The 26,518-nt window shown below is 60.7% G+C and carries 25 protein-coding genes; 7 read left to right on the top strand and 18 right to left on the bottom strand.

Features of this window, described 5'->3' with window-relative positions; genetic code table 11:
* Nucleotides 1-11: 11 nt before the first annotated feature.
* Nucleotides 12-731 carry a PA5502 family lipoprotein gene (locus tag AB4O05_RS05275; protein WP_460132475.1) on the top strand — a complete coding sequence of 240 codons (720 nt, stop codon included), beginning with the start codon at nucleotides 12-14 and terminating at the stop codon, nucleotides 729-731.
* A gap of 95 nt (nucleotides 732-826) precedes the next feature.
* Here the strand turns inward: AB4O05_RS05275 and katE are convergent, their stop codons facing one another.
* Nucleotides 827-2,968, bottom strand: coding sequence for a catalase HPII (gene katE / locus AB4O05_RS05270; protein WP_460132476.1), 2,142 nt, complete (start codon nucleotides 2,966-2,968; stop codon nucleotides 827-829).
* Nucleotides 2,969-3,233: 265 nt separating this feature from the next.
* Between katE and AB4O05_RS05265 the strand changes: the two genes are divergently transcribed.
* Genes AB4O05_RS05265 through AB4O05_RS05255 form a run of 3 tightly spaced genes read left to right on the top strand, consistent with a single transcriptional unit; the run spans nucleotide 3,234 to nucleotide 5,737 of the window.
* Nucleotides 3,234-4,241, top strand: coding sequence for a methionine ABC transporter ATP-binding protein (locus AB4O05_RS05265; protein WP_460132477.1), 1,008 nt, complete (start codon nucleotides 3,234-3,236; stop codon nucleotides 4,239-4,241).
* Complete coding sequence (locus AB4O05_RS05260; protein WP_460132479.1) at nucleotides 4,241-4,915, top strand: methionine ABC transporter permease; 675 nt, start codon at nucleotides 4,241-4,243, stop codon at nucleotides 4,913-4,915. Before AB4O05_RS05265 ends, AB4O05_RS05260 begins: the two co-directional genes overlap by 1 nt.
* A gap of 51 nt (nucleotides 4,916-4,966) precedes the next feature.
* Nucleotides 4,967-5,737 (top strand): MetQ/NlpA family ABC transporter substrate-binding protein, encoded by a 771-nt coding sequence (locus tag AB4O05_RS05255; protein ID WP_460132480.1) that lies wholly within the window; start codon nucleotides 4,967-4,969, stop codon nucleotides 5,735-5,737.
* Between the two features lie 146 nt (nucleotides 5,738-5,883).
* Here AB4O05_RS05255 and AB4O05_RS05250 read toward each other — a convergent pair whose 3' ends face one another.
* Genes AB4O05_RS05250 through AB4O05_RS05230 form a run of 5 tightly spaced genes read right to left on the bottom strand, consistent with a single transcriptional unit; the run spans nucleotide 5,884 to nucleotide 9,807 of the window.
* Nucleotides 5,884-6,519 carry an SCO family protein gene (locus AB4O05_RS05250; protein WP_460132482.1) on the bottom strand — a complete coding sequence of 212 codons (636 nt, stop codon included), beginning with the start codon at nucleotides 6,517-6,519 and terminating at the stop codon, nucleotides 5,884-5,886.
* Nucleotides 6,516-7,415 (bottom strand): heme o synthase, encoded by a 900-nt coding sequence (cyoE, locus tag AB4O05_RS05245; RefSeq protein ID WP_460132484.1) that lies wholly within the window; start codon nucleotides 7,413-7,415, stop codon nucleotides 6,516-6,518. The genes AB4O05_RS05250 and cyoE overlap by 4 nt, the downstream gene beginning before the upstream one ends.
* A complete protein-coding gene (locus AB4O05_RS05240) occupies nucleotides 7,403-8,482 on the bottom strand; it encodes a COX15/CtaA family protein (RefSeq protein WP_460132486.1) in 1,080 nt (359 codons plus the stop codon). Before AB4O05_RS05240 ends, cyoE begins: the two co-directional genes overlap by 13 nt.
* A gap of 10 nt (nucleotides 8,483-8,492) precedes the next feature.
* Nucleotides 8,493-9,077 carry a hypothetical protein gene (locus tag AB4O05_RS05235; RefSeq protein WP_460132488.1) on the bottom strand — a complete coding sequence of 195 codons (585 nt, stop codon included), beginning with the start codon at nucleotides 9,075-9,077 and terminating at the stop codon, nucleotides 8,493-8,495.
* A complete protein-coding gene (locus AB4O05_RS05230; protein WP_460132489.1) occupies nucleotides 9,043-9,807 on the bottom strand; it encodes an SURF1 family protein in 765 nt (254 codons plus the stop codon). Before AB4O05_RS05230 ends, AB4O05_RS05235 begins: the two co-directional genes overlap by 35 nt.
* A gap of 36 nt (nucleotides 9,808-9,843) precedes the next feature.
* Here AB4O05_RS05230 and AB4O05_RS05225 point away from each other — a divergent pair, with 36 nt between their 5' ends.
* Nucleotides 9,844-10,047, top strand: a complete 204-nt coding sequence (locus tag AB4O05_RS05225) for a twin transmembrane helix small protein (RefSeq protein ID WP_012721507.1) — start codon at nucleotides 9,844-9,846, stop codon at nucleotides 10,045-10,047.
* Nucleotides 10,048-10,053: 6 nt separating this feature from the next.
* Here AB4O05_RS05225 and AB4O05_RS05220 read toward each other — a convergent pair whose 3' ends face one another.
* The 4 genes from AB4O05_RS05220 to coxB are packed head-to-tail and all read right to left on the bottom strand — an operon-like array spanning nucleotide 10,054 to nucleotide 14,352.
* The gene (locus AB4O05_RS05220; RefSeq protein WP_460132491.1) at nucleotides 10,054-10,941 is read right to left on the bottom strand and encodes a cytochrome c oxidase subunit 3; all 888 of its coding nucleotides are present in this window, start codon (nucleotides 10,939-10,941) and stop codon (nucleotides 10,054-10,056) included.
* Between the two features lie 35 nt (nucleotides 10,942-10,976).
* Nucleotides 10,977-11,528 (bottom strand): cytochrome c oxidase assembly protein, encoded by a 552-nt coding sequence (locus tag AB4O05_RS05215; RefSeq protein WP_460132492.1) that lies wholly within the window; start codon nucleotides 11,526-11,528, stop codon nucleotides 10,977-10,979.
* 48 nt (nucleotides 11,529-11,576) lie between these two features.
* A complete protein-coding gene (gene ctaD, locus AB4O05_RS05210; protein WP_460132494.1) occupies nucleotides 11,577-13,166 on the bottom strand; it encodes a cytochrome c oxidase subunit I in 1,590 nt (529 codons plus the stop codon).
* Nucleotides 13,167-13,224: 58 nt separating this feature from the next.
* Nucleotides 13,225-14,352, bottom strand: a complete 1,128-nt coding sequence (gene coxB / locus AB4O05_RS05205) for a cytochrome c oxidase subunit II (protein WP_460132496.1) — start codon at nucleotides 14,350-14,352, stop codon at nucleotides 13,225-13,227.
* 368 nt (nucleotides 14,353-14,720) lie between these two features.
* Here coxB and AB4O05_RS05200 point away from each other — a divergent pair, with 368 nt between their 5' ends.
* Nucleotides 14,721-15,368, top strand: a complete 648-nt coding sequence (locus tag AB4O05_RS05200; protein ID WP_460132497.1) for a hypothetical protein — start codon at nucleotides 14,721-14,723, stop codon at nucleotides 15,366-15,368.
* 119 nt (nucleotides 15,369-15,487) lie between these two features.
* On the opposite strand, the gene AB4O05_RS05195 is transcribed toward AB4O05_RS05200, so the two are convergent.
* From AB4O05_RS05195 to AB4O05_RS05170, 6 genes are all read right to left on the bottom strand, one after another.
* Nucleotides 15,488-17,029 carry a SulP family inorganic anion transporter gene (locus AB4O05_RS05195; protein ID WP_460132499.1) on the bottom strand — a complete coding sequence of 514 codons (1,542 nt, stop codon included), beginning with the start codon at nucleotides 17,027-17,029 and terminating at the stop codon, nucleotides 15,488-15,490.
* Nucleotides 17,030-17,114: 85 nt separating this feature from the next.
* On the bottom strand, nucleotides 17,115-17,846 hold the full coding sequence (locus AB4O05_RS05190; protein ID WP_460132501.1) for a carbonic anhydrase: 732 nt from the start codon (nucleotides 17,844-17,846) through the stop codon (nucleotides 17,115-17,117).
* 228 nt (nucleotides 17,847-18,074) lie between these two features.
* Nucleotides 18,075-19,133, bottom strand: a complete 1,059-nt coding sequence (locus AB4O05_RS05185; protein ID WP_460132503.1) for a PA0069 family radical SAM protein — start codon at nucleotides 19,131-19,133, stop codon at nucleotides 18,075-18,077.
* 81 nt (nucleotides 19,134-19,214) lie between these two features.
* On the bottom strand, nucleotides 19,215-20,513 hold the full coding sequence (locus AB4O05_RS05180) for a c-type cytochrome (protein ID WP_460132505.1): 1,299 nt from the start codon (nucleotides 20,511-20,513) through the stop codon (nucleotides 19,215-19,217).
* A gap of 12 nt (nucleotides 20,514-20,525) precedes the next feature.
* The gene (locus AB4O05_RS05175; RefSeq protein WP_460132507.1) at nucleotides 20,526-22,310 is read right to left on the bottom strand and encodes a GMC family oxidoreductase; all 1,785 of its coding nucleotides are present in this window, start codon (nucleotides 22,308-22,310) and stop codon (nucleotides 20,526-20,528) included.
* 2 nt (nucleotides 22,311-22,312) lie between these two features.
* Entirely contained in the window at nucleotides 22,313-23,065 is a 753-nt protein-coding gene (locus tag AB4O05_RS05170) for a gluconate 2-dehydrogenase subunit 3 family protein (protein WP_460132509.1), read from the bottom strand.
* 274 nt (nucleotides 23,066-23,339) lie between these two features.
* On the opposite strand from AB4O05_RS05170, the gene AB4O05_RS05165 reads away from it, so the two are divergent.
* On the top strand, nucleotides 23,340-23,996 hold the full coding sequence (locus AB4O05_RS05165) for a phosphatase domain-containing protein (RefSeq protein WP_460132510.1): 657 nt from the start codon (nucleotides 23,340-23,342) through the stop codon (nucleotides 23,994-23,996).
* Between the two features lie 113 nt (nucleotides 23,997-24,109).
* Here AB4O05_RS05165 and AB4O05_RS05160 read toward each other — a convergent pair whose 3' ends face one another.
* Both AB4O05_RS05160 and prlC read right to left on the bottom strand, forming a co-directional pair.
* Nucleotides 24,110-24,382, bottom strand: a complete 273-nt coding sequence (locus tag AB4O05_RS05160) for a YheV family putative zinc ribbon protein (protein ID WP_460132512.1) — start codon at nucleotides 24,380-24,382, stop codon at nucleotides 24,110-24,112.
* Entirely contained in the window at nucleotides 24,379-26,478 is a 2,100-nt protein-coding gene (prlC, locus tag AB4O05_RS05155; protein WP_460164845.1) for an oligopeptidase A, read from the bottom strand. The genes AB4O05_RS05160 and prlC overlap by 4 nt, the downstream gene beginning before the upstream one ends.
* Between the last annotated feature and the right edge of the window lie 40 nt (nucleotides 26,479-26,518).

Here is a 26,518-nt window from a genome sequence, read left to right as displayed (position 1 = left end):
GAGTCGCAGGAATGAAGCCGTTCACCTCCCGTTATCTGCTCCTTGCCGCATTTTCCCTGCTGCTGGGCGCCTGTCAAAGCACACCGCCCGTAGCCCCCGAGGCCTCGGACCCGCGCGCTGCCGCCATCGCGCAGCTGGAGCAAAACCTGGCCAGCAGCGAGCTGGCCACCGCCGAAGACCAACTTGCGGCGCTGCAGGCCCAATCGCCCAATGACCCGGCACTCGAAGCCTACCAACGCCAATTGGCCGAGGCTTACCTGCAACGCAGCCAGATCGTGCTGCAAAAAGGCGATGTCAACGCCGCCGCCACCGCCCTGAGCCGCGCCCGCGCGCTGATGCCCAAGGCACCGGCACTGACCGGCGGCGTCAACAGCGCCATCACCCACGCACGCAAAGCCGAGCTGGATAAAGCCGAGGAGGCCCTGAAAGCCGCCGAAGCCAAGCCCGCCGCCAAGGTCATCGACCCGGCCGCGCCAAGCACCACCGTGGCGCTGAACCTCACCGATATCGAAGCGCTACGCCATCAGCTCGATGCGATCGCCACCGATGTGGTGAATTACCAGTGCGACGTGAGCATCCAGGCGCCGCGCACCGAGGATTACCCGTGGTTGGCCACCTTGCTGACCAAACGGGTGAAACGGATTGATTCGGGGTACGACCTGAAAATTCACCGGCAGATCCTGAAGAAAATTCCGGCGCAGATTGTGCTGATTCCGCGCAAGACTCAATAACACCCTTCGCGAGCAAGCCCGCTCCCACATTGGAATGCGTTCCAAATGTGGGAGCGGGCTTGCTCGCGAAGACGATTTAAAAAACAGCGGAAGGTTTAAGCCGGAATCGCCTTGGCCTTCGGTTCACGATCCCAGACCCGGTGCTGGGCAATCGCCGCGAAGAACGCCTTGAACGCCTTCGCATCCGCACCTACGATCAGCCCCGCATCCGCCTCGAGCTTCAGCATATCCAGCAATGGCTTCACGTCACTGGCCACGGCAATCGCCTTCAGGTGCTTGTACGCTTCCAGCACGTAATGCAGCGCTACACCGTCTGCACTCAGCGCTTTCACCGACTCCTTGCCGCCCGGGATAAACACGGCGTCAAACGCAATGGACGGCATGCCTTCCATCGACGCATCCACCGGCAAGGTCTTGCCATCCGCCGTCGTCACCGGCGCCGAGGTCGGCCCCAGCAACTTGGCATGTGCACCTTCGGCCTCCAGCGCCTTTTTCAGCGCGTCAATCGCGGCGCCGTCCACGCCGTTCGCCGCAAGAATCGCCACTTTGCGCGTTTTGATATCGCCCGACAGCAAGTTCACCTGGCTCAAGGCCGGCGATTCTTTCAGCGACGTCTCACGCGCAGGCACTGTGCCCTTGGTCGGTGCCGGCAAACCGAGGTTCTGCGCGACGCGCTGGGCCAACGTCAAGTCGATATTGGCCAGAATCTCGTTCACTTGACGGGCACGGATAAACTCGCGCTCCACCTTGCCCAACTCGAAGCTGTAGGCCGCAATGATGTGTTCTTTCTCATGGTCGCTCATGCTGTTGAAAAACAGCGTGGCCTGGGAGAAATGGTCGCCGAACGACTCACTGCGCTCGCGCACCTTGTTGGCGTCGACGCGCTCGTAATAGGTTTCGAAACCGCCGTCCTGAGCCGCCGACGGGGTTTCTTTCGGCCAGCCACCGTCGATCGAGTTCGGTTCGTACGCAGCACGCCCCTTGTCGATGACCGTACGGTGCTGAGCATCGCGCTGGCCGTTGTGGAACGGTACGACCGGCCGGTTGATCGGGATCTCATGGAAGTTCGGTCCGCCCAGCCGGCTGATCTGCGTATCCGTGTAGGAAAACAGACGGCCTTGCAGCAAGGGGTCGTTGGTGAAGTCGATACCCGGCACGATATGCCCTGGGCAGAATGCCACCTGCTCGACTTCGGCGAAGAAGTTGTCCGGGTTGCGGTTAAGCACCATTTTGCCCAGCGGCGTGATAGGCACCAGTTCTTCAGGGATGATCTTGGTGGGGTCCAGCAAGTCAAAATCGAATGCGTGCTCATCCTCTTCCGCGACGATCTGCACCCCCAACTCCCACTCGGGGTAGTCGCCCATCTCGATGGACTCCCACAGGTCACGACGGTGGTAGTCGGTATCCTTACCCGCAAGCTTTTGCGCTTCGTCCCACACCAGGGAGCAGGTGCCGACCTTGGGTCGCCAGTGGAACTTCACGAAGCTCGATTTGCCTTCGGTGTTGATCAGGCGAAAGGTGTGCACACCAAAACCCTGCATGGCGCGCAGGCTTTTTGGAATGGCTCGGTCAGACATGGCCCAGATCACCATGTGCGCCGACTCAGGCTGCAGCGAGACAAAATCCCAGAACGTATCGTGGGCCGAGCCGCCCGTGGGAATTTCGTTGTGTGGCTCAGGCTTTACCGCGTGCACAAAGTCAGGAAACTTGATCGCATCCTGAATGAAAAACACCGGCATGTTGTTGCCCACCAGGTCGAAGTTGCCTTCTTCGGTGAAGAATTTCACCGCGAAACCGCGCACGTCGCGCACCGTATCACCGGAGCCGCGCGGGCCCTGCACGGTGGAGAAGCGCGCGAATACCGGCGTTTTATGCTCAGGCGTGCGCAGGAACCCGGCCTTGGTCAACGCCGAATGGTCTCCATAACTCTGGAAATAGCCATGGGCACCCGTACCGCGGGCATGCACGATGCGCTCCGGGATGCGCTCATGGTCAAAGTGCGTGATCTTTTCACGCATGATGAAATCTTCCAGCAGCGACGGCCCGCGAGCGCCGACCTTCAAGCTGTTCTGGTTGTCGGAAATCTTCACGCCTTGGTTGGTGCGCAGTGCCTGGCCGGTCGCGTCGGAGCGGAATTCTTCCAGGGCCTGCAGCTTGGCATTGGTATTGCCACGGTCCAGGGTATCGGTGCCCGCCAGTTCACTCTTAGGCGGGGTAGCTGGCTTCTTGGTGCTCATCAGTCAAAACTCCTTATTCAAAGTGGCCAGAGCGGTCCCCGGCTCGTTTGAGCAAAACCCCAGGCACGGCACCTGGGAAATCGCGTTGCCTAAGTAGTGACTGATGGTGTTTTAGGCCGTTCCTTTTTTATGACCTTTGATCGCGTTATTGCCAAATCGCTGGTTGAATAAGAAATAAATGCTAAGAAACGCTATACGGACAGGCTAAAATGCGCGCCCGGCTAACCGCTGATCCCTTTTCCATGCGCCCCACAAGGTTCGCTACGTGATCGAGTTTCAAAACGTCCATAAAACCTACCGCGTCGCCGGTAGGGATATCCCCGCCCTGCATTCCACCAGCCTGCGCGTCGAAAGCGGCCAGGTGTTTGGCCTCATCGGCCACTCAGGCGCGGGCAAGAGTACCCTGCTGCGCCTGATCAACCGCCTGGAAGAACCCAGTGGCGGCCAGATCACGGTCGACGGCGAAGAAGTCACCGCCCTGGACGCCAACGGCCTACGCCGCTTCCGTCAGCAGGTCGGGATGATCTTCCAGCACTTCAACCTGCTCGCGTCCAAGACCGTCGCCGATAACGTGGCACTGCCGCTTACCCTGGCCGGCGAACTGTCGCGCAAGGACATCGACCAGCGCGTCGCCGAATTGCTCGCGCGCGTTGGCCTCTCGGACCACGCCAGGAAATACCCGGCGCAGTTGTCCGGCGGGCAGAAGCAGCGTGTCGGCATCGCCCGCGCCCTGGCGACCAAGCCCAAGATCTTGCTCTGCGACGAAGCCACCAGCGCCCTCGACCCGCAGACCACCGCCTCGGTCCTGCAACTGCTGGCCGAGATCAACCGCGAGCTGAAGCTGACCATCGTGCTGATCACCCATGAAATGGACGTGATCCGCCGCGTCTGCGACCAGGTGGCAGTGATGGACGCTGGCGTGATCGTCGAGCAAGGCTCGGTGGCCGATGTGTTCCTGCACCCCAAGCACCCGACCACCAAACGCTTTGTACAGGAAGCCGAGCAGGTCGACGAAGGCGAGCAGCGCGACGACTTTGCCCATGTACCGGGCCGTATCGTGCGGCTCACGTTCCAAGGCGAAGCGACCTACGCACCATTGCTGGGTACCGTCGCACGGGAAACGGGGGTGGACTACAGCATCCTGGCCGGTCGAATCGACCACATAAAAGATACCCCCTACGGGCAACTGACCCTGGCCATCACCGGCGGTGATATGGAAGCGGCGTTCGCCCGCTTTACCGCGGCCGATGTGCACATGGAGGTCCTGCGTTAATGGACGTATTACTGCATTACTTCGACAAAGTGGACTGGGCTGACATCTGGGTTGCCACCGGCGACACCCTGCTGATGCTCGGCACTTCGCTGTTTTTCACCGTGCTGGTCGGCCTTCCACTGGGCGTTCTGCTGTTTCTGTTCAGCCCGCGACAATTGCTGGAACAGAAAGCCACGTATGCAGTGCTGGCCTTTGTGGTCAACGCGATACGCTCCCTGCCGTTTATCATTCTGCTGATCGTGATGATCCCTACGACGATCTTTATCACCGGCACTTCACTCGGCGTCGCCGGCGCGATACCCCCGCTGGTGGTGGGCGCTTCGACGTTCTTCGCGCGGCTGGTGGAAACTGCGCTGCGGGAAGTGGATCGCGGCATCATCGAAGCGACCCAGGCCATGGGCGCGACCACCCGCCAGATCATCACCAAGGCGCTTTTACCCGAGGCGAAGCCTGGCATTATTGCCGCTATCACCGTTACCGCCATCGCGCTGGTCGGCTACACCGCCATGGCCGGCGTCGTGGGTGCCGGCGGACTGGGGGACCTGGCGATCCGTTATGGCTACCAGCGCTTCCAGGACGACGTCATGGTCGTCACCGTGGTGATGTTGATTGTGCTGGTACAAATTCTGCAGACCATCGGCGACAAGCTGGTGACGCACTATTCTCGAAAATAACGGCCATTGCCGGCCCAACGCCGGCACATGCCCGAACAAGGAGCTTGTTGGATGAAAAAACTACTGGTTGCTTTCGCCGCCGTTGCCGCGTTTTCCGCCCACGCCGAGACCATCACGGTCGCTGCCTCGCCGGTGCCACATGCAGAAATCCTGGAATTCGTGAAACCTGCCCTGGCCAAAGAAGGCGTGGACCTGCAAATCAAGGTGTTCACTGACTACGTACAACCCAACGTACAAGTGGCCGAAAAACGCCTGGACGCCAACTTCTTCCAGCACCAGCCGTACCTGGATGAGTTCAACAAGACCAAAGGCACTCACCTGGTGAGCGTCGGCGCGGTGCACCTGGAGCCTTTGGGCGCCTACTCCAGCAAGTACAAGAAGCTGGAAGACCTGCCAAGCGGCGGCAACGTTGTTATCCCCAACGACGCCACCAACGGCGGCCGTGCGCTGTTGCTGTTGGCCAAGCACAACCTGATCACCCTGAAGGACCCGACCGACATCCTGTCGACCATCAAGGACATCACCGCCAACCCGAAAAATTTGAAGTTCCGCGAACTGGAAGCCGCCACCCTGCCGCGCGTGCTGACCCAGGTCGACCTGGCGCTGATCAACACCAACTACGCCCTGGAAGCCAAGCTGGACCCTGCCAAGGACGCCCTGGTGATCGAAGGCAATGACTCGCCTTACGTGAACATTCTGGTCACCCGCGAAGACAACAAGGATTCGGACGCCGTGAAGAAGCTGGTAGCCGCCCTGCACACGCCAGAAGTGAAGACGTTCATCGAAGATAAGTACAAAGGCGCGATCAAGCCGGCGTTCTGATTTCGACCTGCAAGGCCCGATCTCCTGCCTGATGGAGATCAAAAATGTGGGAGCGGGCTTGCTCGCGAAAGCGGTGGGTCAGTCAACATCAATGTTTGCTGGGCCGACGTATTCGCGAGCAAGCCCCACATTTATTTTGTGTCGCACTATTTACGCTGCAGTAGCCCCGGCAACTGCGCCACCAGCTTCTGGTTGTTCAGCGGCGCACGAATAAACCCACGCTGCGTACCATCCGGCCCGATCAGCGCGAGGTTGCCGCTGTGGTCGACGGTGTAGTTGGGCTTGCTGGTGTCCGCCGGGATGAACGGGATGCTCACTGCGTTCGAGACCTTTTGCACATCGTCCACATTCGCGCCGGTCAGGCCTTCGAATTGCGGGTCGAAGTACCCCAGGTACTGCTTGAGCTGGGCCGGGGTGTCGCGGTTCGGATCGACGCTGACCAGAATCACTTGCAACTTATCCACAGCCTCTTTGGGCAGTTCGCTCTTGATCTGGCGCAGTTGGGCGAGGGTGGTCGGGCAGATGTCCGGGCAGAAGGTGTACCCGAAGAACAGCAGGCTCCACTTACCCTTCAACTCATTGATCAGCACCGGCTGGCCGTCCTGGTTGGTCATGGTTACCGGCGGCAGCTGGCGGCTTTGCGGCAGCAGGATAATGCCAGCGTCAATCAGCGCGGTAGGGTCGCCCTGGCCTTTGCCCGACAGCACTTTGTTAACGGTCAGGCCTATGATCAACGCGACGATGGCCACCAGGATGAAGACGGTTTTTTGAGTTCGAGTCATAGGTTCAACAATAAGTAGTGGTCTACGAGCAGGGCGATAAACAGCAGGAACAGGTACCAGATAGAGTACTTGAACGTGCTGATCGCCGCGTGCGGCCGACCGCCACGGTACAACACCCAGGCCCATTGCAGAAAGCGCCCGCCCAATACCAGCGCACACCCCAGGTACAGCGGGCCGCTCATGTGGATGACATAGGGCATCAGGCTCACCGCCAGCAGGGCGAAGGTGTAGAGCAGGATATGCACCTTGGTGTAGTGCTCGCCATGAGTGACGGGCAGCATCGGGATATCGGCCTTGGCGTATTCTTCCTTGCGGTGAATGGCCAGGGCCCAGAAATGCGGCGGGGTCCAGGCGAAGATGATCAGTACCAGCAGCAGCGGCTCGGCGCTGACATGCCCGGTCACGGCCACCCAGCCCAAGAGTGGCGGCGCGGCACCGGCCAAGCCGCCGATGACAATATTCTGCGGCGTCGCGCGCTTGAGAAAGCCGGTGTAGATCACCGCGTAGCCCAGCAGCGATGCCAACGTCAGCCAGGCCGCCAGCGGGTTGGTAAAGGCCAGCAACAGTGCCAGGCCGGCAACGGCCAGAAACAAAGCAAAAGCCAATGCCGCCACAGGCGACACGCGGCCTTGCGCCAGAGGTCGCTTGTGGGTACGCGCCATCACGGCATCGATGCGCCGATCCACCACATGGTTGACCGCCGCCGCGCCGCCCGCGCACAGGCCGATGCCCAGGTTGCCGAACACCAGCACGGTCCACGGCACCCCGGCGCGGGTGGCGAGGAACATCCCCACCAGGGAGGTGATAAGCATCAGCACCACCACTTTCGGCTTGGTCAGCTCCAGGTAGTCGCGCCAGATCGCCTGGCCGTGACGCGCGCCGATCAAGGTCGCCATGGCATCTCTCCTTTAAGGGTGATGAGGCCCGCTACAGGTTTGCGCGGGCTGAAGCGCCAGCCAAAGGGCAATTGATGACGCACCCGAACCAGGCTGGTGCGCGCGTGATAATTGACCAGTACCAGCGTCAGCAACAGCGCTGCGCCGCCGGCGTTATGACCGACCGCCACTGGCAACGGCAGGCCGAAAGCCACATTGCTCAGGCCCAGGCTGATCTGCGCGGCCAAGGCGATCAACAGCAGGCCCGCAAGCCGCGTCATGCCCACGGCGCGCAACTGCCAGGCCAGGCCCAGCAGCACCAGGGTCACCAGCACCGCACCTATACGATGGGTCAGGTGAATGGCCGTGCGCGCCTCGCTGTCGAGTTGGCCGCCCAGGTAGTTGGGGCCAATGTGCTGAGTCAGGTGAAACCCATTGGCAAAATCCGCCGCCGGCCACCATTCTCCATGGCAGGTTGGCAAGTCGACACACGCCACCGCCGCATAATTGGAGCTTACCCAACCACCCAGGGCGATTTGCCCGATCACCAGCACCAGCCCTGCTGTCGCCCAATACTGCAGGCGCTTGGGCACGATTAACGCCGGCAGTACGCCGGACAAACGCAGCGTCAGCAAAAACAACAGGCTCAAGGTGGCAAAGCCGCCCAGCAGATGGCTCGTCACCACCTGCGGCCACAGTTTCAAGGTCACCGTCCACATGCCGAACACCGCCTGGGCAAACACCACCGCCAACACGAACAGCGGCAACTTCACTGGCTGGCCTGGGTCGCGCCGATGACGCCACGAGCGCGCCGCCAGCAATACGATCAGCAAGCCCAAGGTGCCGGCGAAGTAGCGATGGGTCATCTCGGCCCACCCCTTGTCGGCCTCCACCGGCGTATCCGGGAAATGCAATTGGGCATGGGCCAGCTGGGCTTCGCTTTGCGGCACGCTGATAAAACCGTAGCAGCCCGGCCAATCCGGGCAACCGAGGCCGGCATGGGTCAGGCGGGTATAGGCGCCGAGCAGTACGACGATCAGTGCCAGCAAGGTGGCAAACAACGCGAGGCGAAATCCAGGTTTGGCCATGACAATGCCCTTATCCGATGTTCGACAGTTTCAGCAGGTGGCGCAGGTCGTTAAGCAAATCCTTGCCCTTGACCCTGGCGTCGTAGCGCAGCACCAGGTTGCCGTGGGGGTCGACGATCCAAAGCTGCGCCTCACCCGGCGCGGCGGCGTTTTTGGTGAACGTCGAAACATCCAGGGAGTAACGCTGCAGTTGTGGGTACTCGGTCTTCAACTTGGCCTCGTAAGCGGCGTCGACCGCTTGCGCACTGGCCAAGGCATGGCTGGCGCGGGACGCGTCGCGCCCAAGGCCGATCTGCAATTGGCGCGCGAGGTACACCAGTTGCTGGCAATCGGTGGCACAAGCGGTGGGCGCGGTCACCAGCAGTTGCCAGCGCTGTTCATCGGCCTGCACGCCAATATCGGCACGGGTCTGGCCGTTGCCGATCATCTCGCCGTGGTAGCTGCGACTGTCAGGCACCCAGAACTGCAGCTTGTACATAAAGGTGGCCAGCACCATCGGGCCGATCACCATCAGCAAGATCAGCAGCAGCTGCCAGCGGCCTTTGCGCCGATCAGGCAGTTCAGACATGTTGAGTGGATTCGTGGCCGCTGCCATGGGGCGTCTCCTTTGTGTTGTGCCATCCGAGGTAGAGGTAAAGCGCGAGCAACGCCAGCGCCATGGCGAACCATTGCACGGCATAGGCCAAGTGTTTTTCCGGGCCCATGGCGACCACCGACCAGGAAGTTTCGTATGTACCAGGCCCGGCCTCGGCCCGCAGTTCGTAGGCAAAACCGCTACGACCCAGTTCGGCCCATAGCGCGGCGGGGTGTAGCGCGGTGAGCAAACGCGGCCATGGCGCGCCGGCCGGGTCGGCATGCAGCTGGAAGGTTTCGCCGGGGGCGACATACACCCACGCGTCGAGATTCAACGGTTGTTCAGGGGTGGTGAAGGCGGGTGGGGTGCGCCGGTCCGGCCAGGGTAGCCAGCCACGGTTGAGCAACAGCCACTGGCCACTGGCCTGGTCGTGGAAGGGTTGCAACAGCTCGACGCCTGCCCTGCCGTCGCGCATGCGGTTGTCGAGCAGCACGCTGTGCTCGGCGTCGAACTGCCCGCGTAGATGCACACGGCGAAACGCCGGATCCGCCGTGTCATTGAGTTGCTCACTGCTCATCGGCGCAGCCGCGCGACGCTCGGCATAGCTGTCGAGCAACGCCTGCTTTTCATGCCCGCGCGACAGTTGCCAGAACCCCAACCCCACCATCAACGGCAGCAGCACCAACACCACCAGCGTTGGCGCGATCCCTGGGCGAAACTGTTTTATGGCGCTGGCTATACTTGTTTTCATTGCCCGCCCCTTCCGTAAAAGCCCAGGAGCCAGACCATGCTCAAAGCAGCCATTGCCCTGATGCTGATCGCGACTGTCGTGAGCCTGTTCAGTGGCTTGTTCTTTCTGGTCAAGGACGAGGGCAACTCCAACCGCCTCGTCACTGCCTTGACCGTGCGTGTCGTACTGGCCGTGATCACCCTGGCGTTGATCACCTGGGGCTTTTTCAGCGGCCAACTGGTCTCTCATGCGCCGTGGTAACGCGCCTCACAGCACATAAACGAAGAAAAACAGCCCGATCCACACCACATCCACAAAGTGCCAATACCAACTGGCTGCCTCAAAGCCGAACTGGTGCTCGGCATTGAAATGCCCGCGCAGAATGCGCATGAGCATCACAAACAGAATGATGGTGCCGATGGTCACGTGGGCACCATGAAAGCCTGTGAGCATGAAGAAGGTCGCGCCATACACCCCGGAACCCAAGGTCAGGCCCAGCTCCTTGTAAGCGTGGATGTACTCCTCGGCCTGGAACCCGAGAAACGCCAGGCCCAGCAACACGGTGATCGCCAACCAGATTTTCAGCGCGCCGCGATGACCTTTGCGCAAGGCATGGTGGGCGATGGTAATCGTCACGCTGGAGCTCACCAGCAGGATGGTGTTGACCAGCGGCAGCCCCCACGGGCTGATGGTACCTTCCGGCGCGGGATACAGTTTTGGGTCCGGATTGTTGAGCAATGGCCAGGCAAACTCGAAGTTCGGCCACAGCATGTGCGCGATGCCTTTGGGGCCTTCGCCGGCCAATGCAGGACCGGATAAGTGGCGCACGTAGAACAGCGCACCGAAGAACGCGATAAAAAACATCACTTCGGAAAAGATGAACCAGGTCATGCCCCAGCGGAACGAGCGGTCCATCTGTGAGCTGTACAACCCGGCGCGGCTTTCTTTGATCACCGCGCCAAACCAGCCAAACATCATGTAGGCCAGCAACAGCCCTCCCACGAAAAAGATCCACGGACCGTGGGATTCCGGGCGCGCGGCCTTCAGATCGTTGAACCAAACACCCAGGCCATACACGGTGATCAGCAGCCCAAAAGTGGCAATTATCGGCCATTTGCTTTGCGCTGGTACGTAGTACGTATCATGAGTCGACATGTATTCGCTCTCCTGATTGAGCGGGCAAACAGTAGCTAGCCGCCTGTATGAACAGCCACGGGCGGTTGGCGCGCAGTGATATCAAATAGGGTGTACGCCAGGGTCAGATGCTTCACATCCTTGGGCATGTCGCGGTCGACGATGAAGCGCACCGGCATCTCGATACGCTCACCTGGCTGCAATACCTGCTGGGTGAAGCAGAAGCACTCGGTCTTGTGGAAGTACATCGCCGCTTCGGCCGGGGAAATACTCGGGATCGCCTGGGCGGTCATGGGCTTGTCGGTTGGGTTATGGGCGATGAACAGCATCTCGGTCACAGCGCCAGGGTTAACCACCACCTCGTCAGCCTTGGCATAAAAGTCCCAGACCATGTCGATGGCATTGGTCGACAGGAACTGCACACGCACCTGCCGGGTCGGGTCGACTACCTGCGAGCCCTCATACTGCCCGGCGGTCTTGCCGTTGATGCCGAACGCCTTGCACATCACGTCGTAGATCGGCACCAGGGCAAAACCGAAGGCGAACATCGCCAGCACCAGGATCAACAGGCGGGTGACCAGGCGCTTGAGAGGCACGGAGTCAGCCATGGCGCCCACCCGACCCACACTGACCGAGTTCACAGCGCCATGAGGTGTTCATTTGACCTCCGGCGGCGTGGTGAAGGTGTGATACGGCGCAGGCGAGGGGATGCTCCACTCCAGGCCTTCGGCGCCATCCCACGGCTTGGCCGGCGCAGGTTTGCCGCCACGGATGCACTTGATCACGATGAACAAAAAGAAGATCTGTGTAGCGCCAAACATGAACGCGCCTATCGACGAGACCATGTTGAAGTCGGCGAACTGCAGGTTGTAGTCCGGCACCCGCCGAGGCATCCCGGCCAGCCCCACGAAGTGCATCGGGAAGAACGCCATGTTCATGCCCACGAAAGACAGCCAGAAGTGCAGCTTGCCCAGGGTTTCGTCGTACATGTGGCCGGTCCATTTCGGTAGCCAGTAGTAGGCCGATGCGAAGATGCCGAAGATCGCACCGGGCACCAGTACGTAATGGAAATGCGCCACCACGAAGTAGGTATCGTGGTATTGGAAGTCCGCTGGCGCGATGGCCAGCATCAGCCCGGAGAAACCGCCGATGGTGAACAGGATCACGAACGCCACCGCGAACAGCATCGGCGTCTCGAAGGTCAGCGAGCCTTGCCACATGGTGCTGACCCAATTGAACACCTTCACGCCCGTCGGCACCGCGATCAGCAAGGTGGCGTACATGAAGAACAACTCGCCCACCAGCGGTATGCCCACCACGAACATGTGGTGCGCCCACACGATAAACGACAGGAACGCGATGCTCGCCGTGGCGTAGACCATCGAGGTGTAGCCAAACAGCGGCTTGCGCGAGAAGGTCGGGATGATCGAGCTGACGGCGCCGAACGCCGGCAGAATCATGATGTACACCTCCGGGTGACCGAAGAACCAGAACACATGCTGGAACAGCACCGGGTCACCGCCGCCGGCGGCGCTGAAGAAGCTGGTGCCGAAGTGGATATCCATCAGCATCATGGTCACGCAGCCGGCCAGTACCGGCATCACCGCGATCAGCAGGAAAGCGGTGATCAACCAGGTCCAGACGAACAGCGGCATTTTCATCAAGGTCATGCCGGGGGCACGCAGGTTGAGAATGGTGGCAACCACATTGATTGCGCCCATGATCGAGCTGATGCCCATCAGGTGGATGGCGAAGATGAAGAACGTCACGCTCTCCGGCGCGTAGGTGGTGGAGAGCGGGGCATAGAAGGTCCAACCGAAATTCGGCCCGCCACCTGGGGTGAACAGGGTCGAGACCAGCAGCAGGAACGCCGCCGGCAGCAGCCAGAAGCTGAAGTTGTTCATACGCGGCAAGGCCATGTCCGGCGCCCCGATCATCAGCGGGATCATCCAGTTGGCCAGGCCGACGAATGCCGGCATGACCGCGCCGAACACCATGATCAGGCCGTGCATGGTGGTCATCTGGTTGAAGAACGCAGGCTCCACGATCTGCAGGCCGGGCTGGAACAACTCGGCCCGGATCACCATGGCGAACGAACCGCCGAGCAGGAACATGGCAAAGGCAAACCACAGGTACATCGTGCCGATGTCCTTGTGGTTGGTGGTCAGCACCCAGCGCATCAAACCCTTGGCGGGGCCGTGGGCATGGTCACCGGCGTGGCCATGGTCATCGATCACAGCGCTCATGGCCGTTCTCCTGCAAACGAATGGGCGGGGCGGGTCAGGGCATTGGCAATGAAGTAAGTCATTTGCTTTCCGCCTGCTTAATGGCCAGCACGTCTTTAGGCGTGACCATGTCGCCTTTGTTGTTGCCCCAGGCATTGCGCTCGTAGGTCACCACGGCAGCAATATCCACTTCCGAGAGCTGCTTGCCGAACGCCGCCATCGCGGTACCGGGCTTGCCGTGGTAGACGAGGCTCAGGTGATCGGCGGCAGGCCCGGTGGCGATTTTCGAGCCCTTGAGCGCCGGGAACATCGGCGGCAGGCCCTGGCCTTCGGCCTGGTGACAGGCCACGCAAGTGGTGTGGTAGACCTTGTCGCCTCGGGCCACCAGCTCTTGCAGCGTCCACTCTTTGGAGGTCAGCTCCTTGAGCTTGGTGGCCTCTGCCTTGCGTTCTCCGAGCCAGGTGTCGTAGTCGGCCTTGGACTTGACCTCGACCACGATGGGCATGAAACCGTGGTCCTTGCCGCACAGTTCGGCGCACTGACCACGGTAGATGCCGGGCTTCTCGATACGGGTCCAGGCCTCATTGACGAAGCCGGGAATGGCGTCGCGCTTGACCGCGAAGGCCGGCACCCACCAGGAATGGATCACATCGGCCGCAGTGACCAGGAAGCGCACTTTGGCGCCCACCGGCAGCACCAGCGGCTGATCGACTTCCAGCAGGTAGTGTTCGCCCTTGGTGGCCTGGTTGTGAATCTGCTCGGCGGGCGTGGCCAGGTTGCTGAAGAACTCCACGTCCTGGCCCAGGTATTTGTAGTGCCACTTCCACTGGTAGCCGGTGACCTGGATATCGATATCCGACTCACTGCTGTCGTAGATGTTGATGAGGGTCCTGGTCGCCGGAATGGCCATCGCAATCAGGATCAGCAACGGCACGATGGTCCAGAGGATTTCCACGGTCGTGCTCTCGTGGAACTTGGCCGCCACCTGGCCGGTGGAGCGTCGATGCAGGATCATCGACCAGAACATGGCACCAAACACGATGATGCCGATCACCACACAGATCCAGAAAATGGTCATATGCAGGTCGAACACAGCGTGACTGACTTCTGTCGCCCCTGGCGCCATATTCGTGGTCCAGGCGGCGTGCGCCTGGCCGAATACCGACCACAACAGGAGGCCCATCCAAACGTGTGGATGTCGCATCATTGCGGGTTCCCCTTATCGTTCTTGTTATCCCGCCGGTTTGCACCTGCGTCGAAGGGAGCGGCTTCCATACTGCTTACAACCGCTTAGCCTCACCTGCTTATGCAGTCTGGCGTCATCAGCTAATTGCGTACAAACCCGAGTATAGACAGGGACTGCAACCCCGCAATGTGCAGGGACAAATGAGCCAAAAAGGCGTGGCCGAAGCCCGTAAACTCGGGGGCGGAATCGTTTATCCGACAAACGATGGCAATTCGATATAACACACGTGCATAACCATGAAATAATTATGACGAATGCGTCTTAGGGGCTCGTATAAACGAGCTACCTTATGCTGTCCCTATTCCTACGCCTGCTTCACTGGAGCTTTCATGAACACCGCCGCATTGCGCGAGCAGATTTCCCGTGCCCATCAACACGAATCCAGCACCCATCAGCTTGCCAAGCAATTGGAAAAGCAATTGCCGCACCTGCACACGGCCATTTCCCTGACTGACGGCGATCGCAACATCGTCATGACCCGCTTTGTGACCGCCTATATCGACCTCGTACCGGACTTGCTCGACGCCGCCAATGACGTGGCCCGTGAAGCCGGGATCGAAAGCCAGATCAAACCGGTGCTGAAAATCGCCGAACACTTCTTCCTGCAACCGCCGGCGATCCTGGAGGGCCACGAAGGGCTCGACGGCCTGCTGGACGAGGCTTACCTGGCCCATCGCCTGGTGGAAGAAGTAAACGATCTGTATATCAAGCATTTCGGTCAGCCGTTGATTCCGGCGGACACCACCGTGGCTAACCTGATCGCCCACCAGCTCATCGGAGAGCCGTTTGCCAACCAGTTGGACGAAGCCGTGCACCTGGCCGTGGATGAGATGCTCAACGAGGACAGCTTTGCGCTGGAGTCGGTAGAAACCTACCGCGAAACGCTCAAGAGCCCGAATACGGAAGCGGCGTGGAAGCGCTGGCCATGCCTGTCGCGGCAGCTGGGAGTTGAGCTGGAGCTGGATCAGCCAGCCTGAATGCTGAGCTGATACCGAACAAGCGGGCTTGCTCGCGAAGACGTCGGCCCAGCAAACATTGATGTTGACTGACCCACCGCTTTCGCGACCAAGCACGCTCCCACAGGTTTTTGTGACGCTCAGACGGCTGCGGAGCCAATCCTCGTCGTCGTGCGAATCCGCCCTTCCAGCCGGCGCTTCAACCCCCGCGCCTCGATCACCAGCCTCGAACCCTTGGCCGCATTGGCCCGCCCCCATTCCTCCAGCAACTCCAGGCAGGAATGGTCGATGTAACTCAGGTTATTGAGCGGCACATGCAGGGTAGTCCCTGCGGGTACCACCGACAGCACCTGGGTCAACGCCGGCACCTTCAGAAAGGTCGCCGCCCCCGTCAGGCGCAGCTCCATCTCGCCGTCCTGGGGCAAGTCGATCAGGCTGACTTTCAACCGTGATGCCTTGAAGGCCAGCTTCACCAGGGTCAGGCCAAAGCCCACCAGCACACCGGTCAGCAGGTCGGTAAAGATGATCGCCAGCGCCGTGGCCGCATAGGTAAACATCGGCATCCGCCCGTACCGCCCCAACGCCTTGAACGCCTTGATGTCCACCAACTTGATCCCGGTGTACACCAGCACGCCTGCCAGGCTCGCCACCGGAATGCTTTGCAGCACGCTCGACAGCAACAACACAAAGCCCAGCAACCACACGCCATGGAACATTGCCGACAAACGCGTGGTGGCGCCGGCCTGGACGTTGGCCGAGCTGCGCACGATCACACCGGTCATCGGCAAGGCGCCAACCAGGCCGCAGAGCATGTTGCCAATACCCTGGGCGGACAGTTCCTTATCGAAGTCCGAACGTTGGCCACTGTGCATACGGTCGACCGCCGCCGCCGACAGCAGGGTTTCGGCACTGGCGATGAACGCCACGGCGAATGCGGCAATCAACAGCTGCGGGTCGGCCAGGTTCAGCAAGTCACTGGGGCGCAGCCAGTCAATGGCGTCTGCCAGGTTTTCCGGGACTTCCACGCGCTTGACCTGTAATGCCAGCACCAGGCTTGCCCCGGTCGCCAACCCCACGCCAAGCAGGGCCCCAGGCACGAACCGCAATGATTGCGGGCGCAACTTATCCCACGCGTACATCACCAGCATCGTCGATAAGCCGAGCAACCCCGCTTGCCAGCCAACGCCACCGCCGAGGCTAGGGATCGCCTCAGCCAACGCAGCCGGGAAGCCCGTCAGGTTATCCAGCCCCGACGGTTTGGGCGCGCCGTCGAGCATCACGTGAATCTGCGAGAGCACAATCAGCACGCCGATCCCCGCCAGCATGCCGTACACCACAGCCGGCGCCGTAACCCGGAACCAGCAACCCAGGCGCAAACGCCCGGCCACCAGTTGCAGGAAGCCCGCCAGCAGCAGAATCGGCCCCAGCATCAGCATGCCGTGCTGACGCACCAACTCGAATACCAGCACCGCCAAACCCGCCGCCGGGCCACTGACCTGCAGCGGCGACCCCGCCAGCCAACCCACCACCAGGCCACCGATAATGCCGGTGATAAGACCTTTGGCCGGCGGCATGCCGGACGCAATGGCGATCCCCATGCACAAGGGCAGGGCGACCAGAAACACGACCACGGAGGCAAGCAGCTCCCGTGGCAACACAGCTTTCAATTGAGCAGCACGCATGATGACTCTCCCGAGGCATTCGCCGGGCGCGGTAAAGCCTGACTGCGTCCGTGGCAGCCACCGCTTTACCCGGCAGGGAAGTGTTTTAGAAGCGCGCTTTAGGCGTCGCGGAAGGAATCGGCTCGGTGCCGTTCAACGGTCGAAACGCAGACTGGTCCGCATCGTAGGCCCGAATCTCGCTGGTCTCGATGTTGTAGATCCAGCCATGGATAAACAAATGACCATTGGCCATGCGCGAGGCCACGGAAGGGTGGGTGCGCAAATGCTGCAACTGGGCGATGACGTTTTCTTCGGTGAGCACCTTCATGCTCTCGCCTTCGCTGGCGCAGTCGCAGTTGTCGTGGACCATGGTCTTGGCGACCTCGGCATGCCGCAGCCAGGCCTTGACCGTCGGCATCTTCTCCAGGCTATCGGGGTTGAGTACCGCACGCATGGCGCCGCAATCGGAGTGCCCACAGACAATGATGTGCTGCACGCCCAAGGCAAGTACCGCGTACTCGATGGCCGTGGAGACACCGCCATTCATCTGGCCATAAGGCGGCACCACATTGCCGACGTTACGTGTCACGAACAGGTCGCCAGGAGAACTTTGGGTAATCAGCTCGGGCACGATGCGCGAGTCTGCGCAGGTAATGAACATCGCCCGCGGGCTCTGAGCCGTGGCGAGTTTCTTGAAGAGCTCTTCCTGCTGGGGGAAGACGTCGTGATGAAAATGCAAAAAACCGTCAACGATATGCTTCAACGCTGCATCGGCGGACTCCGCCACTTGAGTGGCTGAAGCCGACGCAGCCAACGGCTGTTTATCCTTGTCACTCATGATTCATCCTCTTGATTAATGCAGGGGAGTTTTCAGGTCGGTTCGACGCCTGGCCAGTGGAATAGTTTTAAAAACGCCACGGACCTCGGTGCCGACCCAATAGTCACTCGCTGAACAAGGTATCGATCGAAACTTAACTCAAACTGAATCAACCGCTCTAGCTCGCGGCTTTCAGTGATGTCAAAACGCGACTATTTATACAGAAAGGATGTATCACTCCTCATCAGTCTACAACAATGCCATCTGTCTACCCGGCGGACAAAACGCCGTGCAATCCAGGTTGAACCCTTCCCGACGGTTGAGCCCCAGGCGTTTGATCGCCTTGCTGAAACGCTGGGCCAGCAGGTCGGCAAACGGCCCTTCGCCACGCATGCGTACGCCAAACCGACTGTCATACACCTCGCCACCGCGTACCTGGCGCACCAGGCTCATCACATGGGCTGCGCGCTGTGGGTAATGCGCCGCCAGCCACTCCTCGAACAGTGGCGCCACCTCCAGCGGCAGGCGCAGCATCATGTAGGCGGCGCTCTGCGCACCGGCGGCATGGGCCTCGGCCAGCAGACTCTCAAGTTCACTGTCGTTGATCATCGGGATCATCGGTGAACACAGCACGCCCACCGGGATGCCCGCCTCACGCATCACCCGAATCGCTCGCAACCGCGCCTTGGGCGTCGCCGTACGCGGTTCCAGGATGCGCTTGAGTTCGTCGTCCAGGCTGGTAAGGCTGATCATCACCGCCACCAGGCGTTGCCCGGCCAGCTCGGTGAGCAGGTCAAGATCGCGCAGGATCAACGACCCCTTGGTGATGATAGTCACCGGATGCCGGTAACGCAGCAGCACTTCAAGGATTTGCCGGGTGAGCATGTGTTCGCGCTCGATCGGCTGATAAGGGTCGGTGTTGGAGCCCAGGTTGATCGGCGCGCACACATAGCCGGGCTTCGACAGCTGTTGCTCCAGCACATTGGCGGCGTTGTGCTTGGCGATCAATCTGGTTTCGAAATCGAGCCCAGGCGACATGTCCCAATAGGCATGGCTGGGCCGCGCATAGCAGTAGATACAGCCATGCTCGCAGCCACGATAAGGGTTGATCGAGCGATCGAACGGCAGATCCGGCGAGTTATTGCGCGTGATGATGGTCTTGGCCGTTTCGATGCGCACTTCGGTGCCTTGGGTCTGTGGCACTTCCTGATACCAGCCATCGTCCTCGACCACGCTGATGGTGGGCGCGAAACGGTTGTGCAGGTTGGTGGCCGTGCCCCGGCCACGGGGCGGCAGCGGAGTCGACATAAAAACGCCTCGATACTGTTTTTATATACAGTACCGAGGCGTGGGGTTTCTGACCAGTGCCGTTTGGCGGCCCGCGAAAAATCAGTGCTTTTGCGTCACCTGCCCCAGATCGTCCCCCGAGGTCGTGCGCATATCGTTCTTGCGCAGGTCCGCCACCTCGCTGGCTTTCACCGGCGCCCCTTTATTGCCCCAGCCGCCACGGATAAAACTCACCACATCCGCCACTTCCTGGTCCGACAGACGCCAGGCAAACGCCGGCATGGTGAAGGTAGACGGTGCCGTATGGGTGGCGGGCAACGTACCGCCGTTCAACACGATGTTGATCAACGAAGTGGCATCCGCGGTCTGCAACACCGGGTTGCCCGCCAGCGCCGGGAATACCCGGGTATATCCATGGCCGTCGGTACGGTGGCAGGCTGCGCAGTTGTCGATATACACCGACGCGCCCGGCGTGCTGTCATCGCCTTTCCACAGGGCCTCGGCCACTTGCTTGTCGTACTGGTGCGGCACATCGTCAGGGTTCACCGCCGGCAGGCTCTTGAGGTAACGGGCGATAGCGGTCAGGTCGTTTTCCGACATGTACTGCATGCTGTGCACGACCACATCGCTCATGCCGCCAAACACGGCACTGCGATCACTGCGGCCGGTCTTGAGGAATTGCACCAATTGCTCTTCGCTCCAACTGCCGAGGCCATCCTTGTGGTCGCCGCGCAGGCTTTTCGCAATCCAACCTTCAAGCGGTGCGCTGCCCGACAGGAAGTCACTGCCGTCGGTAGCACTCAGGGCTTTTTCCTGCATGGTCAGGGCACGCGGTGTATGGCACGCGCCGCAGTGACCGAGGCCCTCCACCAGGTAGGCCCCCCGGCTGATCACCGGGTCGGCATCCGCCGCCGCCGGTTTATCCGCCACCTCAGGAGCAAACATCCAGCGCCACGCCGCCAGTGGCCAACGCATGCTCAAGGGCCAGGGAATATCACTGTCCTTGTTTGACTGGTCTACCGGCTCCACGCCCTTCATGAAATACACATACAGCGCCTGCATATCGCTGTCGCTGACACGTGCATAAGAGGGGTACGGCATCGCCGGGTAAAGCGTACTACCGCTCTTGGCGACGCCATGGCGCACAGCCTTGTCGAAGTCTTCGAAGCTGTAGTCGCCCAGACCGGTCTTGTCCGGGGTGATGTTGGTGGAATAGATCACACCGATCGGGGTTTCCATCGGCAGGCCGCCGGCGAAGGGTTTGCCGCCCTTGGCAGTGTGGCAGGCCACGCAGTCGCCGGCGCGGGCCAGGTATTCGCCCTGTTTGATCAGGTCGCTTTCAGCGGCGCTTATCGAGCAACTGCTGAGCAATGCAAACATCGCGATAACAAATACTTTCATGGTCATCGCTCCTTATGCCTGAACCAGTGGGCCGGGGTTTTTCAGGTACTGCTCGCGGATCGCCCGGGCCGACCAATAGGTCAGCGCCGCCACCAGACCGGTAGGGTTGTAGCCCAAGCCTTGTGGGAAAGCGGACGCGCCCGGGACAAACACATTGTGTACATCCCAGCACTGCAGGTAACGGTTCAGCGCACTGGTTTTCGGGTCGGTGCCCATGATCGCGCCACCGTTGAGGTGGGTGGTCTGGTAGGCCGCAGTGTTGAAGTGCTCGCCGACCTTTTTGCCGAGCACGGCAATGGCCTTGGGGTTCATCGCTTCGGCGATCTTCCCCATTTTCTCGACCATGAAGCGGTTCATCTTGATGTCGTTTTCCTGCCAGTCGAAGGTCATGCGCAGTAATGGCAGGCCGTAGGCATCGCGATACACCGGGTCCAGATCCAGGTAGTTCCCCCTGTAGGATTGGTGGGCGCCATGGGCATCCATGGACACCTGATGGGTGTAGTAATCGGCGGTGGCGCGCTTCCAGGCACTCCCCCAGGCCGGCGTGCCCGGCGGGTTGGAGGTGCCGGCAATCGGCCGGCTGCCCGCCTGGTTGACCCACATCGGCGAGCCCCCCACAAAACCGTGCGGGCCATGGTCGAAGTTATCCGCGTTGAAATCATCGATCGCCACGCCATTGCCGCCGGCGCCGATAAAGTTGTTGGTGTGGGTGTCCTTGTCGAAGAACGCCTTGATGGTCGCCATGTTCTGGTAGGCAAAGTTCCTGCCTACCACACCCTCATTGGTCACCGGGTCGTAAGGCTTGCCGATTCCGGACAGCAGCATCAGCCGCACATTGTGGAACTGAAACGCGCCGAGAATCACCAGATCCGCCGGCTGCTCGCATTCCCGACCCTGGGCATCGATGTAAGTCACGCCGGTGGCCTTGCTCCTGGTGCTATCGAGGTTGACCTTGAGCACATGGCAATTGGGCCGCAGTTCGAAGTTCGGCACCTGGCGCAACGCCGGCAGGATGTTCACATTCGGAGAAGCCTTGGAATACATGTAGCACACGTAGCCGCTGCAAAATCCGCAGAAGTTGCATGGACCCATCTGCGCACCATAGGGGTTGGTGTACGGTCCCGAGGTATTGGCTGACGGCAGGTTGTAGGGCTTGTAGCCCACGCTGGCGGCAGCTTTCTGGAACAGTTGGGCAGACACCGTGTTTTTCTGCGCCTCCAAAGGGAACGGGTTGGAGCGATCCGGTGCGTAGGGGTTGCCACCTCGGCCTTCGCCCACCCGTTGCCCTCTCACCGTCCAGGCCTGGCCGGAGGTCCCGAAGACTTTTTCGGCGTAATCGAAAAACGGCTCCAGCTCTTCGTAGCTGACGCCGAAGTCCTGGATGGTCATGTCCTTGGGAATGAAGTGCTTGCCGTAACGCTCTTCGTAGTGGCTGCGCATGCGCAGCTCCATCGGGTCGACGCGAAAGTGCACGCCCGACCAGTGCAGGCCCGCACCGCCCACGCCATTGCCCGGCAGGAAAGCGCCGAGTTGGCGGTTGGGCAGGGCGACATCCTTCACGCTATGGCGAATGGTCACGGTCTCTTTGGAGATGTCCTGGAAGAGTTTTTTGCGCACGCTGTAGGTCAATTCATCGATGACCTGGGGATAGTTGCCGTCAGGGTAAGTGTCCTGCATCGGGCCGCGCTCCAGCGCCAGCACGTTGAGACCTGCTTCCGTCAGCTCCTTGGCCATGATCGCGCCGGTCCAGCCGAATCCGACAATCACCGCGTCAACTTTTTTCATGATGGTCGCCACGTTTATGCCCTCTCGCCGCGGATGGAAACAGCCGGGAAGGGGTACTGCTCGTTACGTTCCACCCAATCCATGAAGTCGGCGCGCGCGCCAGGGAAGCCGATCATGGTCCAGCCGACCATGCCCTTATTACCGCCGTGAATCGGGTCGCAGAAGAAGCCTTCCTTGGTATTTTGCAGCAGCAGGTTGAAGAACATCTTGGGTGGCACTGCGTCGAAATGCGCCGACACTTCGCTGCCGCCAGCCTCCAGGCGGCGCAGCATATCGTCTCGGGTAGCGCTGTCTTGAGCAGCAAAAGCTTTACCGTTGAACGCCTTCGACCACGCATCCGTAGCGGCGATGCCCAGGCGATAGATCTCTTTGGGCACCAATTTGCTCTGCCAGCCCATCTCCGGCGCGGCATCGGCGTTGAACGGGCCTTGCATGAACCACAGCGCGCCACTGGCATACGGCGTGTTCATCTGACGGTCGATGTACTCGGGCACGCCGGCTTCCAGGGCGCCTGGGCCTTGGGCATCGGCCGGGATCAGGCGCTCGACGGCGGCGTTGATAAACGCCCATTCCTCGGCGGTGAAATAGCTCGGCTCGTACGCCTTGTCGCTCGTTACAGGTTTGACTGGCTCGGCCTGGGCCGGCTCAGGCGTAGCCATCAGCATCGAGCCGCCAAGGCCGGTACTGGCAACCGTGACCACCGGGATCAAGGTCAAGGATTTGCGTAGAAAGTCACGCCGGGGGTTGTCTTGATCTTGATCAGACATGGGGGCACCTCATCATGTGGTCACGGATTTGTTCAGCGGCTTCTTGGGAGCGGCTTGTCGTTTCGGGCAGTGAGTGGGACCTGACGATCCACCGGGGGTAGAACGCAGAAGCAATCAATAGTTACAAATGATAGCAGGCTAAGCATCCGCCGAATCGTTTCAGCGACTAAAGACTGAGGATTCACGATTCTTTGACGCCTGCCTGACACCCCGTTGACCCCCTGTAAACGAATCTGCGCACACTCCATCCACGCCCTATTCGGTTACGTCGCTCATGCCCAAGAATCAATGGTGGCCAGCCCTCGGCCTGGCACTCATCGCATTGCTCGCCACCGCATGTGCTCAAGCCGACGAGAGCACGTCCATTCGCTCGCCTGAATGGGCCCAACCCGTGGGCGATCAGTACAACCTTTATCAGATGACACCCACGCTCTACCGCAGCGCGCGACCGGACGGCAACGCGGGGCCGCTGTTGGAGAAACTCAAGATCGGTACCGTGATCAATTTCCTGCCGGAATCCGACGCCGACTGGCTGAAAGCACCCGACATCCGGCAAGTACAGCTGAGTTATCGCACCAATCATGTGGATGATTCCGACGTGCTGGCTGCTCTGAGAGCGATCCAGACAGCCGAAGCCAGCGGCCCGGTGTTGATGCACTGCAAACACGGCTCGGACCGCACCGGCCTGATGGCGGCGATGTATCGCGTGGTGGTTCAGGGATGGAGCAAGGAAGAGGCGCTGAACGAAATGACCCTGGGCGGCTTCGGCAGCAGCAACGGCTTCAAGGACGGCATTCGCTACATGATGCGAGCCGATATCGACAAGTTGCGTACAGCCTTGGCGAATGGCGAGTGCAGCACCAGCGCGTTTGCGCTGTGCTCGATGAAGGATTGGATGAATACAGCAGGCAGCCCCGCCATAAAACCCTAAAGGTAGGAGCGAGCTTGCTCGCGAAAAAAGCAAGGACACTGCGGGCATTCAGGATGCCCGCGTCATCAATGACGTTCTTCGCGAGCAAGCTCGCTCCTACAGCGGGGGTCGTGTCAGGTTTTTTTCAGCTTGGGGTTAGGAAAAAACTGCACCGCCTGCACCTTGGGGTCAGGGGCTTTCAGCGCCGACGTATTGACCCGCGTGCCCAATTCCTTGGGCACCGACAACCCTTGGTCATTGAGGGTGTCGGTATACCCGCAGGCCACGCATTCGCGGTGTGGCACGCTGTCCTCGGTCCACATTTTGAGCTTGTCAGGCTCGCTGCACGCCGGGCACACCGCCCCGGCGATAAATTGCTTTTTGGTGATCACAGGCCCTTCGCTCATGCTGCCGCGTCCTCACTCAGGCCGCTGTGGCGCAAGAGTGCGTCAATCGACGGCTCGCGTCCGCGGAAGTCGACGAACAGCACCATCGGTGCCTGGGAACCGCCGCGCGCCAGGATCGCCTCACGGAAGGCGCGCCCGGTGTCGGCATTGAGCACGCCGTCTTCTTCGAACTTGGAGAAGGCATCCGCCGACAGCACTTCGGCCCACTTGTAGCTGTAATAACCCGCCGCGTAACCGCCGGCGAAGATATGCGCGAAGCTGTTAGGAAAACGGTTGTAGGCCGGCGGACGCATCACCGACACCTCGTCGCGTACGCCTTCCAGCACTTGCGCCACACTGCGGCCGTCGCCGTGGGTGGCGTGCAACTCGAAGTCGAACAGTGAAAATTCCAACTGGCGAACCATCATCAGCCCGGACTGGAAGTTCTTCGCCGCGAGCATTTTTTCCAACAGGTCCTGGGGCAGCGGCTCGCCGGTTTCATAGTGACCGGAGATCAGCGCCAGGCCTTCCGGCTCCCAGCACCAGTTCTCCATGAACTGGCTCGGCAACTCCACCGCATCCCAGGCCACGCCGTTGATACCGGACACGCCAGCATGTTCGACGCGGGTCAGCAGGTGATGCAGGCCGTGGCCGAACTCGTGGAACAGGGTGGTGACTTCGTCATGGGTCAGCAGGGCAGGCTTGCCGCTGTCGGCCGGGGTGAAGTTGCACACCAGGTTGGCCACCGGGCTTTGCAGCACGCCGTCGACGGTACGACGACGGTCGCGGGCGCCGTCCATCCAGGCGCCGCCACGCTTGTTGGCGCGGGCATACAGGTCGAAGAAGAAGCGGCCGACGTGCTGGCCGTTTTCCTTGATTTCAAACAGGCGCACATCCGGGTGCCAGGTGTCGAAGCCTTTCTGCTCGGCGATCTCGATGCCGTACAGACGTTGCACAATGGCGAACAGGCCGCCAAGCACTTTATCGATGGGGAAGTAGGCGCGCAGGGCTTCCTGGGACACGCTGTAGCGCTGCTCGCGCAGTTTTTCGCCATAGAAACCGCTGTCCCAGCTTTGCAGGTCGGCGCAGCCTTGTTCGGCGGCGTAGGCCTTGAGCTGTTGCAGGTCCTGGGCGGCAAACGGCTTGCTGCGCTTGGCCAGGTCACGCAGAAAACTCAGCACCTGGTCGCTGGAGTCAGCCATTTTCGTGGCCAGGCTCAATTCGGAGAAGGACGCATAGCCCAGCAGTTGAGCCAGTTCCTGGCGAAGGTCGAGGATCTGTTCCATCACCGGGCCGTTATCGTTCTGACCGGCATTCGGGCCCTGGTCCGACGCACGGGTGCAGTAGGCAGCGTAGAGTTCTTCACGCAGGGCGCGGTCCTGGGCGTAGGTCATTACCGCGTAGTAGCTGGGGAACTCCAGGGTGATCAGCCAGCCGTCGAGGCCTTTGGCCTGGGCAGCGGCGGCCATTTGCGCCTTGGCCGAGTCGGTCAGGCCGGCGAGGATGGCTTCATCGGTGACGTGCTTGGTCCAGGCCTGGGTGGCGTCCAACAGTTGGTTGGAGAACTTGCTGCCCAGCTCGGAGAGTTTGCTTTGCACTTCGGCGTAGCGCTTCTGCTGCTCGGGTGGCAAGTCGATACCCGACAGACGGAAATCGCGCAGGGAGTGCTCCAGGATGGTTTTCTGCGCCACGTCGAAACCGGCGGCTTCCGGGCTGTTGGCCAGCGCTTCGAAGGCCTGGAACAACTCGCGGTTCTGGCCCATCTCGGTAGAGTAGGCGCTCAATGCCGGCAGGCATGCCTCGTAGGCTTCGCGCAGCTCAGCGCTGTTGCACACAGCGTTGAGGTGGCTGACCGGGCTCCAGGCAGCGCCCAGGCGGTCATTGAGTTCGTCCATGGCCAGCACCAGGCCGGCCCATGTAGGGTTTTTACCCTGGCTTTGCAGGATGCCTTCGATGGCCACGCGGTTGTCAGCGAGGATCTGTTCGATGGCCGGCTGGACGTGCTCGGCACGGATCGCCGAGAACGGCGGCAGGTCGTAGGACTGCAGAAGAGGGTTGTTCGCGCTCACGGTTGATACCTTGGCTGAAGAAACATGTAAGAACAAAGATGGGGCCATCTTAATTACAATCAACACCCACCGCAGCTATCAGCAGAAG

The organism is Pseudomonas sp. S1_G07 (genome assembly GCF_054668565.1).
This window is presented reverse-complemented; position numbering and strand designations above follow the sequence as displayed.